We start from the raw sequence: 12,598 nt of genomic DNA, 5'->3' as shown, positions 1-12,598 counted from the left end.
CTCATGGCAACTGCGCGACAAGCGCCTTGGAATTCGACACCGTGCCGAAGACGCCGCCCTGCATCTTGATCATCTTGATCGCCGCCAGATGGTTGTCGTAGTCGGTCGCCCCGCAGCAATCCTCCAGCATCATGCATTCATAGCCGCGGTCGTTGGCCTCGCGCATGGTGGTGTGCACGCAGACATCCGTGGTGATGCCGGTCAGCACGATGTTCTCGATGCCGCGCTGATTGAGGATGAGCTCCAGGTCGGTGGCGCAGAACGAGCCCTTGCCGGGCTTATCGATGATCGGCTCGCCCTCGGTCGGGTAAAGGTCGGGGATGATGTCCCAGCCCGGCTCGCCGCGCACCAGGATGCGCCCGCACGGGCCAGGGTCGCCGATGCCGGCATTGATGCGGCGCGAGCGCCAGCGCTTGTTGGCCGGCAGGTCGGCGAGATCGGGCCTGTGCCCCTCGCGCGTGTGGATGATGGTGTAGCCCTTGGCTCGCATCGTCGACAGCACCAACTTGATCGGCTCGATCGGTGCGCGCACCAGCGACAGATCGTAGCCCATATGGTCGACATAGCCGCCCGGCCCGCAGAAATCGGTCTGCATGTCGATGATGATCAGCGCCGTGTTGTCGGGCCGCAGGTCGCCATTGTAGGGCCAAGGATAAGGCTCGGCGTCGATCGTATGCTGAGTGACTTCGGCTCTGGCGTTCATCGGCAAAACTCCAGTCATTTGGTGATCGACAATTCGCCCGGCGCGCCCGCAAGCGTTCGTGTCGGCGACGAGGTGGCGATCATGATGATGAGGGTGAGGATGTAGGGAGCGGCGTAGAACATGTAGTAGCCCTGCGTGACGCCGACCGATTGAAGCGCCGGGCCGAGAGCTCCCGCCCCGCCGAACAAAAGCGCTGCAGCAAAGCAGCCGAGCGGGTTCCAGCGCGCGAAGATGACCAGCGCCACCGCCATCAGGCCCTGGCCCGACGAGATGCGTTCGGTCCAGCTGCCGGGATAGTAGAGCGACAGGTAGGCGCCGCCGATGCCGGCCAGCGCGCCACCGACACCGGTGGCGAGCAGCCGCACCGTATCGGGGTTGAGGCCCATGGCGCGTGCCGCGTCCGAACTGTCGCCGACGACGCGCACGATGAGGCCGGCGCGGGTGTTGCGGAACGCCCACCACAGGATGACCGACAGCACCGCGCCGATCAGGAACAGCACGTTGACGTCGAGTGCGGCTTGCACCTGCGGAATGTCGGACCAGCCGCCGAAGGGAATGGCCGGCAGATTGGGCGCCTTCGGCTTGATAAACGGCTTGCCGAAGAAGAAGGCGAGACCCGAGCCGAACAGCATCAGCGCGATGCCGACGGCGATGTCGTTGACTTTCGGGAATCTGCAGATCCAGCCATGGAACAGGCCGAAGCACAGGCCGGCGAAGGCGGCGGCGATGAGGCCGAGCCATGGCGAGCCCGTCATCACCGCCACCGCATAGGCGGTCATCGCACCGAAGACCAGCGTGCCTTCGAGCCCCAAATTGATGCGACCCGAACGCTCGGTGATCGCCTCGCCCAGCGAGACGAAGATGAAGGGCGTCGACACGCGGATGGCGCCGCCGAGCACGGCCAGCGGCACGCCCCAGAGGCCGATCTCGGTCGCGTCCATCAGGCGGCTCCCTTCACGAGATCGGGTCTTTTCCAAAGATCGGGATTGAAGGCCTTGAAGCGGCCGTAGAGGGTTTCGCTGAACAGGATGACGATGAAGATCATGCCTTGCAGCACCAGCACCGTGGCGTCGGGCAGGTCCATGCGGCGCTGTATCAGCCCGCCCGAGGCGTCGATGCCGCCAAGCAGGATGGCGAACGGAATGATGGCCAGCGGATTGTGGCGGGCCAGGAAGGCGACAAGGATGCCGGTGTAACCATAGCCGGCGGAAAGCGAGGCGTTGGCGCTCCCCTGCACGGCGGCGACCTCCAGCATGCCGGCAAGCCCGGCAAAGCCGCCAGCGAGCGCGGTGAAGCCGACGATCAGCGGCCCGACGGCCAGCCCCTGTACCTGTGCTGCCCGCACATTGCCGCCGGCGATGCGCGCGGCAAAACCCCAGCGGGTCTTTTCGATGAGCAACCAGGAGAGGATGCAAGCGACGACACCGACAACCAGCCCCCAATGCACGTCCATGCCCGGAATGTTGCCGATGCGGTAGATGTCCGCCAGCGGCTGCGTTGACGGCTTGTTGAGCGAGGCCGGGTCGCGCAACGGCCCTTCCACCAGCTGGTTCATCAGCGCGATGGCGATGTAGGCCATCAGCAGGCTGGAAATGGTTTCGTTGACGGCCCGGTAATGGCGCAGCGCGCCGACGGCACCGATCCAGATGCCGCCGGCGGCCATGCCCGCCACGCCCATGGCAAGAATGACGATTGACGATGGCCCGCCGCTGAGCGCAGTGCCGGCTGCCGCAGCGGCGACGCCGCCGAGCACGATTGCACCCTCGCCGCCGATGACGACGAGGCCGAGCCGGGCCGGCAGGGCCACGCAGAGCGCGGCCAGCAGCAGGGGAGCGGCGCGCGACAGCGAGTTCTGGACCGAGAACCAGGAGCCGAAGCCGCCGCGCCACATGGTCTGGTAGAGCAGGATCGGCGACTTGCCGACGAGCACAATGAACAGGCTGAACAGCGCCATGCCGACGATCAGCGCCGCGAGCGGAATGACCAAAGCCTCCGCCCGCCGCGCAATCCATTCCACCGCCGCCGAATAGGCCTTGGCGCTGAAGAGTGCCGGCATGCCGGCCCCTGTCATCGTGTCCGTCATCGCCCCACCCCCTCAGATCAGGCGGTCGAACCGACGACGCCCTCGACCAGATAATCCATGCTTTCGAGCTCGATCGCGGTCTCCGGGAATGCTTGGCTCGCGGTGGCGACGACAGCCCCCTTGTTGCTCTTCAGCGGTCCCTTGATGACGGCGAAGCCGCCGTTCATCATTTCGGCCAGCGTGGCGTCGAACTGCTTGCGCGTCGGCTCGCCGACGGCGGGACCGAGCGGGCTCATCTTGACGAAGCCGTCGGCCAGGCCACCGCGCGTGAAGTTGGGCAGTGGCGTGCCGGCGACGAGGTCGTCGACGAACATCTTGTAGACCTTGGCCCAGTTCCACTCGGCCCCGGTGAGGTATTTTTCCGGCGCCAGCGGGCTCTGGTTGGCGTGATAGCCGCACACGAAGGCCCCACGGCCGGCGGTCGTCTCGACCACCACTTTCGGGCTATCGACATGGCAGCTAATAACGTCGGCGCCCTGGTCGACCAGTGCGTTGGTGGCTTCCGCTTCCTTGACCGCCAGCGACCATTCGCCGGTGAAAATGACCTGGCAAGTGATGGTCGGATCAACCGAGCGCGCGCCGAGCAGGAAGGAATTGATGTTGAGCAGCACCTGCGGGATCGGCTTGGCGGCGACGAAGCCGAGCTTCTTCGTCTTGGAAGTGTGGCCGGCGACAACGCCGTTGAGATACTGGCCCATACCGATATAGCCGAAATAGGAGCCGGCATTCATCGGGTGCTTGGCCTTGTCCCACATGCCACCGCAATGGCGGAACTGCACGTCGGGGAATTTCGTGCACATGGCCAGCATGTGGGGGTCGAAATAGCCGAACGAGGTCGGGAAGATCAGCGAGGCGCCGTCGAGATTGATCATCGATTCCATCGTCTTCTGGACGTCGACCGTCTCCGGCACGTTCTCCTCCTCGACGATGGAGATGCCCTCGATACCCTTCAACGCCGCCGCCCCTTCGGCATGCGCCTGGTTGTAGCCGTAGTCGTCCTTCGGCCCGACATAGATGAAGCCGACGGTGGCGGCAGCGGCAAAGGCCCTGCTGATGGGGAAGGCAGCGGACGCAAGCCCGAGTGCGGCTCCAGCGGCGGAGGTCTTGAGTAGCTCGCGGCGGTTAAGCGTGAATCTCGCGGTCATTGTGAATGCTCCCCTGTAGGACCCTTTCCGGGCCGGTTAACATGCCGTCAACAAAGTGCATGCAATCGCCATGCCAGTTTCTTTGGCGAAATTAATGAATGGAATCAGTCGTACATTTAAAAGAGCCTGCTTATGTAGCGGGCAATTGCATGCACTTCTTGCCTTGAAAACAGCCAATTTGACAGGCAGATTAAAATAGAGGCATACAGGGGTATGTTGAGTCGATGGGCCGCTGCGTCGACCCTCCACAAGAAGACGGGCGGAGGAGATTTGTCGGGGAAGCGCAACTTGATCAGGTCGGGCAAGACCGTGGATCAGATGGTGAGGGCGATCGGGGACCGGATCGTCACCGGCTACCTACGCCCCGGCGAAAAGCTCGACGAGACCTCCCTCGCCGCCCGCTTCGACGTATCACGCACCCCGGTCAGGGAGGCGCTCGGCCACCTCAGCGCCATGGGGCTGGTCGAAAGGCGGCCCAACCGGGGTGCTATCGTGGCTGTCGTGACGCAAGAGCATCTCGCCTCGATGTTCGAGAGCATGGCCGAACTGGAGGCGATCTGCGCGCGCTTCTCGGCCGAGCGCATGACCAGTGCCGAGCGCCGCTCGCTCGAAATCGAGCATCAGGCTTCGGCGCGGATGGTGCAACTGGGCGCCGAGGAGGACTACGAGTATTTCAATACCGAGTTCCACACCCGGCTCTATCGTGGTGCCCACAACCCGCATATCCACGATCTCACCGTGATGACCCGCAGCCGGTTGGCACCCTTCCGGCGCGCTCAGTTCATGCTGCCCGGACGGTTGGCCAAATCCTGGCAGGAACACGAGTTAATCGTCACCGCAATCATGCGCGGAGACGGCGCTGCTGCGGGCAAGGCCGCCAGGGATCATGTCTCTATCGTCAGCGAGGCGAGCGCGGTGTTCGCGGCTGATGGCGGCAAGCCAGTTCGGCGGGACGTGGCCTGAAAATTCCGAACATCCCGAATCTCGGGACGATGTCTGCTTCCAGGCGGCGCACAGTATCGCGCAACGGCTGATATGAGGCGCTACGCTGCTCGGCAGCAAGGCTTTGAAGCAGCATGGTCAACCAGACCGATATACGTGCCCCAGTTGGTATTCTACGTCGAGGCGTGAGCGATGAGGGACTAGATGTTTGATCCCAGATTTTGATGGGCATCCTTGTCCTCCGAATCAAGGGATGCGCTATGGGCCAGGTTCTTCATGGGAGCGCCACGACGACAGAGGCGGTCCGTCGAGCGATACAGCATAGTCAAGAGAGCCTGAGGGCGCTGGCGAAGCGCTACGGGGTCAACCAAAAGACTGTTGCCAAATGGCGGGAACGGACCTCGGTGGCAGATTTGCCGACCGGTCCGAGAGAGCCTAGATCGACAGTGCTCTTGCCCGAAGAGGAGGCCGTCATAGTCGCCTTCCGGCGCTACACTCTGTTGCCACTCGATGACTGCCTCTATGCCTTACAACCGACGATCCCACACCTGACGCGCTCATCACTGCATCGCTGCCTGCAGCGCCACGGCATCAGCCGCCTGCCGGACGTAGAAGGCGACAAGCCGGCGAAGAAGAAGTTCAAGAGCTATCCGATCGGCTACTTCCACATCGACGTCGCCGAGGTGCGCACAGAACAGGGCAAGCTGCACATGTTCGTCGCTATCGACCGCACCTCGAAATTCGCCTTCGTCGAACTGCATGAGAAGGCCACCACCGCCATATCGAGAGACTTCCTACTGCGCCTGATCGCGGCCGTGCCCTACAAGGTCCACACTGTCCTCACCGACAACGGTATCCAGTTCACGACGCCCGGCGCCGGCGGTTCGGCCGTGCCATTGATCAAGGAGGCCATCGCAAACGGCGAACGCTTCTGGGCCCATGCCTTCGAATACGCTTGCGCCACGAACGACATCGAGCACCGAACGACCAAGGCAAGGCATCCGTGGACCAACGGCCAGGTCGAGAGGATGAACCGGACTATCAAGGATGCAACCGTCAGGCGTTTCTATTACGAGAGCCACGACCAACTCCGCCAGCACCTTGCCGACTTGATCTCGGCCTACAACTTCGGTCGCAGGCTCAAGACCCTCAAAGGCCTTACGCCCTACGAGTTCATCTGCAAGGCGTGGGCGTCACAACCGGAACGCTTCAAACTCGATCCGCTCCAGCAAATGCCGGGACTAAACAGCTAGAGCACTCCCGCCCTCTAAAGCGATTTTACATCATCCGGAAACTGGGCGCAGATCGAACCACCGAGGCAGAAACGGAGAACGCCAGCTCTGCGGAGTAAGGTACGGACTGCAACAACATTGCGCGACGGCGAAATTCGCCGCCGAAACTACGCTATTGCCGCCGTTTGTACCCTCACTCCCACTCAATCATCAACAGGAATGCTAAATACATGATTCTTCGTGTAAATTTCGTCAACTTCTTCTCAATATACCGTCAAAAATACCGTCTGATTCCTACGCTGTTGAAAAGGCTACAACAATGTAGCCGCTCGTGCGGCATGCACACTTTTGACTGCATCATCTATCGCGAATGTTTCGAGTAGCCCAGCCGGCTCAGTCGCAAGATGTTATGAATCGGACGCGACGGCCATAATCCGCACGACGGCTCCGAACTCAGCGGGTACGCTCCGTCGGTGCGGCTTCATTGCAGAGCCCGGGTTTCGCGAACAACGGTTGCGCGTCGTGACGCGCCCCTTACAAAGGCTGATGGTGGGACACTCAGCAGAAACCAACACCATCGTGGCCGGAGAGACATTTCTTGTAGAAGATCACGGTATATCCGTGCAACGTCCCTTCCCCGCGGCTAATATAGCCAGCCGTCTCATAGAGTTTTTGAGCCCCTACTTGGATTGTGGTCGCCTCGAGCACTATGTATTTGAATCCGAGAGCAACGGCTCGCGATTCCAATTTGCTAAGAATTCTCCTTCCAAGCCCTCGTCGTTGAAAGGCGGGATCGACCCGCAACCGTTTGAGCTCTGCGATTTCTTCGTCGACAGGCTGCAATCCGCCCATAGCTGCGAGCTGGATACCAATATGCCCAACCACGAAGTCTCCGCCAGACTCGATATATACTTCTCCGACATTACGCAAATCATCCTCCCACACCCCTTCCGGACCATACACACCAACAGCCTCGGATGCACTCCTATGCAGGTGCCATACATTATCGACATCCCCACGTTCAAACCTACGAAAGACCACGTCGTCTTGAGACATCGACCATCACCTATTGAACGCCGGCGGGGCTGGAGCCGCGCCAGTTTTCACGCAGACAATTGCGCCAGTTAGCTTTGATCCGCCGCCGTTAGCAGCCGTTGTGAAAGCACAGCGGCCATGCTTTCCGACGCCTCAACTCCAGCGATGGGGCGACCTGGTTCAATCGTATGTTTAAAAGCCGTCTTCCGATGCATCCGGGTGAACCGATCCAGCGCATCGACACAGGATGCGTACAGCTCTCGGATTTCAGTGCCTTTCCGCTCCACGACGGGCGAGACGGTTGCAATTTTAGGAAAGGCTGCTTTGCCTTCAAGCCAGCCTGGCCGGACCCCCGCGCGCCTCTTATCTGATGACAACCAGCCAAAGACCGCACCAATGCATCCTCTGGGATAGTATTCGGACAGCCGATAAACATCCCGATAGAATTGCGGTTTTTGGCGGAAGATTTCTTCACCGACGAGTAGTACAGAGACCGCGACAACGCTGGCCGAGAACCGGCCACTTGGAGCCAGCCTATTCTTGTAAGGGTTTTTTCCGTAGAACTCGCGAAATTCGCCAAATAGACCAGACGACATATAATCATGAAAGCGCGTCAGAATGTAATTCGCCGACTCCAGGCGCTCTAGGCACAGCGTAAGACACTGGCGCGCATCCGCCCCGACCTCGTCACGCAACGCAAGCAGGGTGTCGATTGCAAACTGCAAGTCTCTCTCAATGAGTTGGTGACCCAGGCAAAAATCTCGCTCCTCGACGCCAGCTGAGTCGAGACAATATACGCGCGGATCGCTCTCTACTGGATTGGTAAGGATCATATCTTCATAGGAAAGAACATCTATGCTAGGCTGCCGCTGGCAACTTAAGTCTGCAATACGCCTCAGACGCTCCCCTACCGCTAACTCGGCATCGTCATGGTTAAGTCCCGCAAATGCAGACATCTGGTAAGCAATATTGACGAGATATTGGATGTCTGTCTTGGCGACTCCAAACTCCGACTGGGTCAGTTTCAGCAGGTGCGCCTCGTAGTCCTCTCCCGCTAGCATCCTGCTAATGCTACGCCCAAGCGCCTTGACCGCTTCAGCTCGCTGTTCACTATTTTTGATCTCCGCGATACGGTGCGGGAGTTGGTCGGCGACAAAATCGCTAACAATGCCAAGCGGGCGTATTCGCAGGCGGCGATTGATGTTGTCAGCTCGGTGAGAGAAAATCCCCCGCACGGCCCGCTGATCTGGCAAGGCCGCGGAATAACTCGGCACGTTCATTTCTTAAGGGCTCCTTTGGGTCTTTCCTGGGAACTCAAGGCGCGATGGAATTGCGCTCGGCAACATCGCTGTCAGCTTGGTGTGCGTGGCGGAGTTCGACGAGCGGCCCCGCTCGGTGGTTTCCAGACGCGGACAAAGGTGAATGGACTTAACGGTGCAGGTCTGTGGCATCGATTGATCGAATCGAGGTCATTTGAACTCCGGCGTAAGGACTGCGAGACCCCGTGGTCGTGCGGGTCCTTTGCGGCGACCATGCAACCGGCATGCCAACAGAGGTTTTTGCGGGGCTGCTCTTGGAAGACGGGAAAACATGGCACGACTGCCCCGCCGACAGAATACTCGCGGCCTCAGCGTTGGTTTTCGAACAACCCCGTCTATAACCGCACACGGCTGAACTGTAAGACAGTTTTCGAGCACGTGAAAATAGATGCCTCGTGCGCCCTGCAGATCACCCCTGAGTAATAACTAGAAGCGGCGGGGCAGGCCGAGACCTCTCACGACAAAGGCACTCTGTTAGCCTAGGCGCCTGCCGAACGCGTGGGCGACGTTGGCATCAACCGGCGGGCTGATGCGCCGAGGGCAACAAGCGCGCCTGCCGCAACGCTGCCAGATCAGCCGAGCCGGTGCAGAAGCAAGCGACGGCCAACTGGCGGATGACGATCTCGAAATGCGCGACAACCGCCTCGGTGGACACCGTCGCCGCCCGCAGTACGCCGGCCGCCTGCCCGGCGATGTCCGCGCCCAAGCGGATGGCCTTGGCCACATCGACGCCGTCGCGGATCCCGCCCGACGCGATCAGCTTCACCGCTGGCAGCGCCCGACGTACCACCTGCACGCTGGCCGGGGTCGGAATCCCCCAATTGGCGAACGCCATCGCCACTGCACGATCGGCGGCATCGCGGGCGCGCTCGCCCTCCACCGCGGCCCAACTGGTGCCGCCGACGCCGGCGACATCGATCACCGCCACGCCCGCCTCGACGAGCGCAGAAGCCACCGACGCGGACAGGCCGGACCCCACTTCCTTGGCCACGACGGGCACGCCCACGCTGCGCGCGACGCGAGCGATCTGCGCCAAGACTCCGCGCCAGTCGCGGTCGCCCTCCGGCTGTACCGCTTCCTGCAGCGGATTGAGATGGACTATAAGTCCATCGGCCTCCAGCGCATCCACCGCCCGGCGCGCCAGGTCCAGCCCGTCGGCCTCGCGCAGTTGCGCGGCGCCGATATTGGCCAGCAAGGGGATGTCTGGGGCCAGGCGGCGCAACTTGCGCGTCAGCCCCTGAGAGTTGCGGGATTGCAGGCTCACGCGCTGCGAACCGACGCACATGGCGATCCCCAAGGCTTGCGCTGCCTCGCTCAGATGCCGGTTGATCGTCTCGGCGCGCGGCATGCCGCCGGTCATAGAGCTGATCAGCAGCGGCGCGCGCATGGTCTTGCCCAGGAGCGAGGCACGCAGGTCGATCTGCGTCAGGTCCAACTCGGGCAATGCGCAGTGTGCGAAACGGATGTCCTCCCACCCGGCGGCGACCGTGGCCGGCGCCATTCGCGGATCCAGTAGGATGTCAAGATGATCGTCCTTGCGCTGGCTCAGGGCGGTGTCGTTCATGCTCGCTCCATCAGTCGCACCGGGCGACGGCGTTGCGGCGGATCGGACCGATGGCAGCGAGCGCACGCCGCCGCCTCCCGCGCGTTCAGGACGGCCCATGCTGGCCTGCGTCGCTGCTATAGCGGTTAGGCGAGGTCTGGTAGTACTGCGCGCGGATAGCCGCCATGGCCTCGATCAACGGTTCCCACGGCACGGGTAAGCGTGCTTCCGCCATCACCCGGTGCAGCATGCGCGTATGGCCGGCCAGCTCGTCGTTGAGGAACTCCAACACGGGCATGGCCGGATAGCGCTGCAGTAGCAGGATCGCCGCGTTGTCGGCGTCGCCAGCCGACCTGTCCTTGTCGCGTCCATGCAAATCGTTCTGCAGGCGCCCTATCGCGGAGATGAGCCGCAGGACCTGGCGAAACGCCGGGCGAGAGCGCATGGTCGCCATGTCCAGCCCCCACAACAGCGACAGGCAACACAACACGTTGCTGTAGGCGATCGAATCGATGCCGTTTTGCAGGTACTCGGCGTAGGACCAGCGTTCCGCCCCTGCCGCCTGCGCGTCTCCCCCGCGCAGCGCCGCGCAGTAGCACCGAGTATCGTCGAGAAGCTGAGTATAGTCGCGACGGTCATAGGCGAGCGCGGCCAGCGAAGCGCGCAGCACAGCACAGCCCTCGAATCCGGGGAGTGCGCACGGCACGCCCTGCCCCAGCGCCTGCTCTACCGCGGCGAGTTGCTCCGGCGCGATCAGGCCAAGGTCGTTGCAATCGTCGAGCCAAAACAGCAGCGCCAGTTCGCGATAGAACGCCACGATCAGCGTTTCGTCCTGCGGATCGCGGCCGGTGCGGGCGCTGGTGTCGCGCAGGCTCGGGTGGATTCGCTGCAGGATGTACTGGCCGCCCCTGACCGCTTCCAGGGCATGCTCGTCGGCGAATCCGATCAGGGAACGCCCCCACTCCAGCACCTGGGGCAGCGCGCGTTCGGGCTGGATCATGGCGCCACTCCTCGTCCCTCGGCTAGAACGCGCCGCTCCCAACGAAGCGCCAGCCATAACCCGGCGAGTTCGGCCACGCGCACGACCCGGGTGGGGCAATACAGTTCCTTGCCGATCCACAGCGGCGTCTGCGGCAACACATGCGCCGCATAGCGGGCGAGCATCCACTCCAGCGCTCGCGCCACCGCCTGCGCGATGCGCCGACGCCCTGTCGGCCCTTCGCTCCCGTCCATCACGTGCAACGCGAACAGCGCATAGGCAGTTTCCTCAAACGTGGACGCGTGACCGGCGCCCCAGCCGCCGTCGTGGCGCTGCGCCTGCAGCAGCGCCGCCAGCGCGCGCTCGTCGCGCCACCGGGGCCTGCCTTGCGCCAGCGCAGCGACCGCATGCGCGGTGGGATACAGCCACGAAACGTGCCATTTTTCGTTGTCCCATAGACCGTGCGGATTGCGATTGGCCTCGACGTAGGCGGTGGTGCCGGCGGCGGGCTTTCCCAACATGCGCAACGCATGCAGGGCGTGGATGTTGGTCGACACCGATGCGTTGCGCTCGCCGGGGAAGGTGACGAATAGCTCGCCGATTTCGAAATGGCGCAATGCGTCGACCGACACGTCCCGGCCTCCAAGGCGCAGGACGCACAACGCAACGGCGGTGTCGTCCGCATCGGCCGCGAAGTGCAAGGCCGGACCCAGACCGCGCACGCCCAGGCGGGCGTCGAGCTGCAGGACGATCACGCGCACCGCCTCGGCGAGCGCGGGATGCGCGAACAGCCCGGCCAGATGCAGGGAGTACAGCGACCAGCATGGCTCGAATACATTGATCGGCCAGACGTTGGGAACGACACCTTCTATGCCGCTGCACGTCGCCCGCGATGCAGCCTGCAGATACGCGTCGGCGCGCCCGACCTGCGGCGTGCTCCCCTGTGTCGCGGCGTGCGCACGCCACGCGGCGGTGGCCGCCGGACTGATGCCGATGCTGCCGTCGTCATCCGGGCATGCGGCGGTCGACGAGGTGCCCCAGGCCTCCCAGGAGTGCAGCAACGGATGGCCGCTCGGCAACGTCGCCACCGCACCTAGCTTGACCAGGCGCGCTTGCCGCAACGGCAACAGCGCCGGGTGGCGCGGAAACGCCACGCCGCCCAGCAAGGATGCGGCCTCGCTGCACAACTGCGGAAGAATCAGCTCCGCGCCGATCGGCGCGTCTTCCGGCACCGCATGCGCATAAGGATCGGGCTGGCGCTCGAGGAACCGAGTTGCAGTCTGGACTGCATCGGCAGCCCCGGGAAGAGGATCGGCACGCTGCAATGCCAGCAACGCCGCCCAGGTGGGCGCATGGCGGAACAGCGGGAAGTCCGTGCTTCCCCATCCGCCATCGGCTTGTTGCTGCGCGATGAGCCACGCGTAGGCATCCTGCCGACCGGTGACGTTGCCGTGGAACTGCAGAACTCGCGCCGTGTCGTAGACAGACGGACCGACGCTGCCGCCGTCGCTCATCTCGCTCAGCAGATGGCGCAGTTCGGAAAGGATCTGTTCGGACAGCGCGTTCACGCGGGATGTTCTTTCTGCAGGCGGTTGACGAGAATCAGGTTCGGGCAGA

At 62.8% G+C, this 12,598-nt stretch carries 11 protein-coding genes; 2 read left to right on the top strand and 9 right to left on the bottom strand.

Annotated elements, in window-relative coordinates; all coding sequences use genetic code 11:
- Position 1 precedes the first annotated feature (1 nt).
- Genes biuH through AC0L24_RS28190 form a run of 4 tightly spaced genes read right to left on the bottom strand, consistent with a single transcriptional unit; the run spans position 2 to position 3,931 of the window.
- A complete protein-coding gene (gene biuH, locus AC0L24_RS28205) occupies positions 2-703 on the bottom strand; it encodes a biuret amidohydrolase (RefSeq protein WP_127321989.1) in 702 nt (233 codons plus the stop codon).
- A gap of 14 nt (positions 704-717) precedes the next feature.
- Entirely contained in the window at positions 718-1,644 is a 927-nt protein-coding gene (locus AC0L24_RS28200; protein ID WP_127321988.1) for an ABC transporter permease, read from the bottom strand.
- Positions 1,644-2,774 carry an ABC transporter permease gene (locus AC0L24_RS28195; RefSeq protein WP_127395364.1) on the bottom strand — a complete coding sequence of 377 codons (1,131 nt, stop codon included), beginning with the start codon at positions 2,772-2,774 and terminating at the stop codon, positions 1,644-1,646. Before AC0L24_RS28195 ends, AC0L24_RS28200 begins: the two co-directional genes overlap by 1 nt.
- 29 nt (positions 2,775-2,803) lie before the next feature.
- The gene (locus AC0L24_RS28190; protein WP_127807751.1) at positions 2,804-3,931 is read right to left on the bottom strand and encodes a BMP family ABC transporter substrate-binding protein; all 1,128 of its coding nucleotides are present in this window, start codon (positions 3,929-3,931) and stop codon (positions 2,804-2,806) included.
- A gap of 288 nt (positions 3,932-4,219) precedes the next feature.
- On the opposite strand from AC0L24_RS28190, the gene AC0L24_RS28185 reads away from it, so the two are divergent.
- Together AC0L24_RS28185 and AC0L24_RS28180 are read left to right on the top strand one after the other, a co-directional pair.
- A complete protein-coding gene (locus AC0L24_RS28185) occupies positions 4,220-4,894 on the top strand; it encodes a GntR family transcriptional regulator (protein WP_127323185.1) in 675 nt (224 codons plus the stop codon).
- 239 nt (positions 4,895-5,133) lie between these two features.
- Positions 5,134-6,126, top strand: a complete 993-nt coding sequence (locus tag AC0L24_RS28180) for an IS481 family transposase (protein ID WP_473564470.1) — start codon at positions 5,134-5,136, stop codon at positions 6,124-6,126.
- Positions 6,127-6,663: 537 nt separating this feature from the next.
- Here AC0L24_RS28180 and AC0L24_RS28175 read toward each other — a convergent pair.
- From AC0L24_RS28175 to AC0L24_RS28155, 5 genes are all read right to left on the bottom strand, one after another.
- Entirely contained in the window at positions 6,664-7,161 is a 498-nt protein-coding gene (locus AC0L24_RS28175) for a GNAT family N-acetyltransferase (RefSeq protein WP_473564469.1), read from the bottom strand.
- Positions 7,162-7,229: 68 nt separating this feature from the next.
- The gene (locus AC0L24_RS28170) at positions 7,230-8,420 is read right to left on the bottom strand and encodes a hypothetical protein (RefSeq protein WP_473564468.1); all 1,191 of its coding nucleotides are present in this window, start codon (positions 8,418-8,420) and stop codon (positions 7,230-7,232) included.
- Between the two features lie 553 nt (positions 8,421-8,973).
- Positions 8,974-10,023: a type 2 isopentenyl-diphosphate Delta-isomerase gene (gene fni, locus AC0L24_RS28165; RefSeq protein WP_473564467.1), complete on the bottom strand. Its 1,050-nt coding sequence runs from the start codon at positions 10,021-10,023 to the stop codon at positions 8,974-8,976.
- Between the two features lie 85 nt (positions 10,024-10,108).
- The gene (locus AC0L24_RS28160) at positions 10,109-11,002 is read right to left on the bottom strand and encodes a terpene synthase family protein (RefSeq protein WP_473564465.1); all 894 of its coding nucleotides are present in this window, start codon (positions 11,000-11,002) and stop codon (positions 10,109-10,111) included.
- Positions 10,999-12,549 carry a hypothetical protein gene (locus tag AC0L24_RS28155; protein ID WP_473564464.1) on the bottom strand — a complete coding sequence of 517 codons (1,551 nt, stop codon included), beginning with the start codon at positions 12,547-12,549 and terminating at the stop codon, positions 10,999-11,001. Before AC0L24_RS28155 ends, AC0L24_RS28160 begins: the two co-directional genes overlap by 4 nt.
- Positions 12,550-12,598 lie beyond the last annotated feature (49 nt).

This window comes from Mesorhizobium sp. WSM4809, from assembly GCF_055811655.1.
This window is presented reverse-complemented; position numbering and strand designations above follow the sequence as displayed.

Coding starts and splice junctions, on each gene's coding strand:
- AC0L24_RS28200 (WP_127321988.1), bottom strand. CDS start 1,644: ATGGACGCGACCGAGATCGGCCTCTGGGGCGTGCCGCTGGCCGTGCTC.
- AC0L24_RS28175 (WP_473564469.1), bottom strand. CDS start 7,161: ATGTCTCAAGACGACGTGGTCTTTCGTAGGTTTGAACGTGGGGATGTC.
- AC0L24_RS28195 (WP_127395364.1), bottom strand. CDS start 2,774: ATGACAGGGGCCGGCATGCCGGCACTCTTCAGCGCCAAGGCCTATTCG.
- biuH (WP_127321989.1), bottom strand. CDS start 703: ATGAACGCCAGAGCCGAAGTCACTCAGCATACGATCGACGCCGAGCCT.
- AC0L24_RS28180 (WP_473564470.1), top strand. CDS start 5,134: ATGGGCCAGGTTCTTCATGGGAGCGCCACGACGACAGAGGCGGTCCGT.
- AC0L24_RS28160 (WP_473564465.1), bottom strand. CDS start 11,002: ATGATCCAGCCCGAACGCGCGCTGCCCCAGGTGCTGGAGTGGGGGCGT.
- fni (WP_473564467.1), bottom strand. CDS start 10,023: ATGAACGACACCGCCCTGAGCCAGCGCAAGGACGATCATCTTGACATC.
- AC0L24_RS28170 (WP_473564468.1), bottom strand. CDS start 8,420: ATGAACGTGCCGAGTTATTCCGCGGCCTTGCCAGATCAGCGGGCCGTG.
- AC0L24_RS28190 (WP_127807751.1), bottom strand. CDS start 3,931: ATGACCGCGAGATTCACGCTTAACCGCCGCGAGCTACTCAAGACCTCC.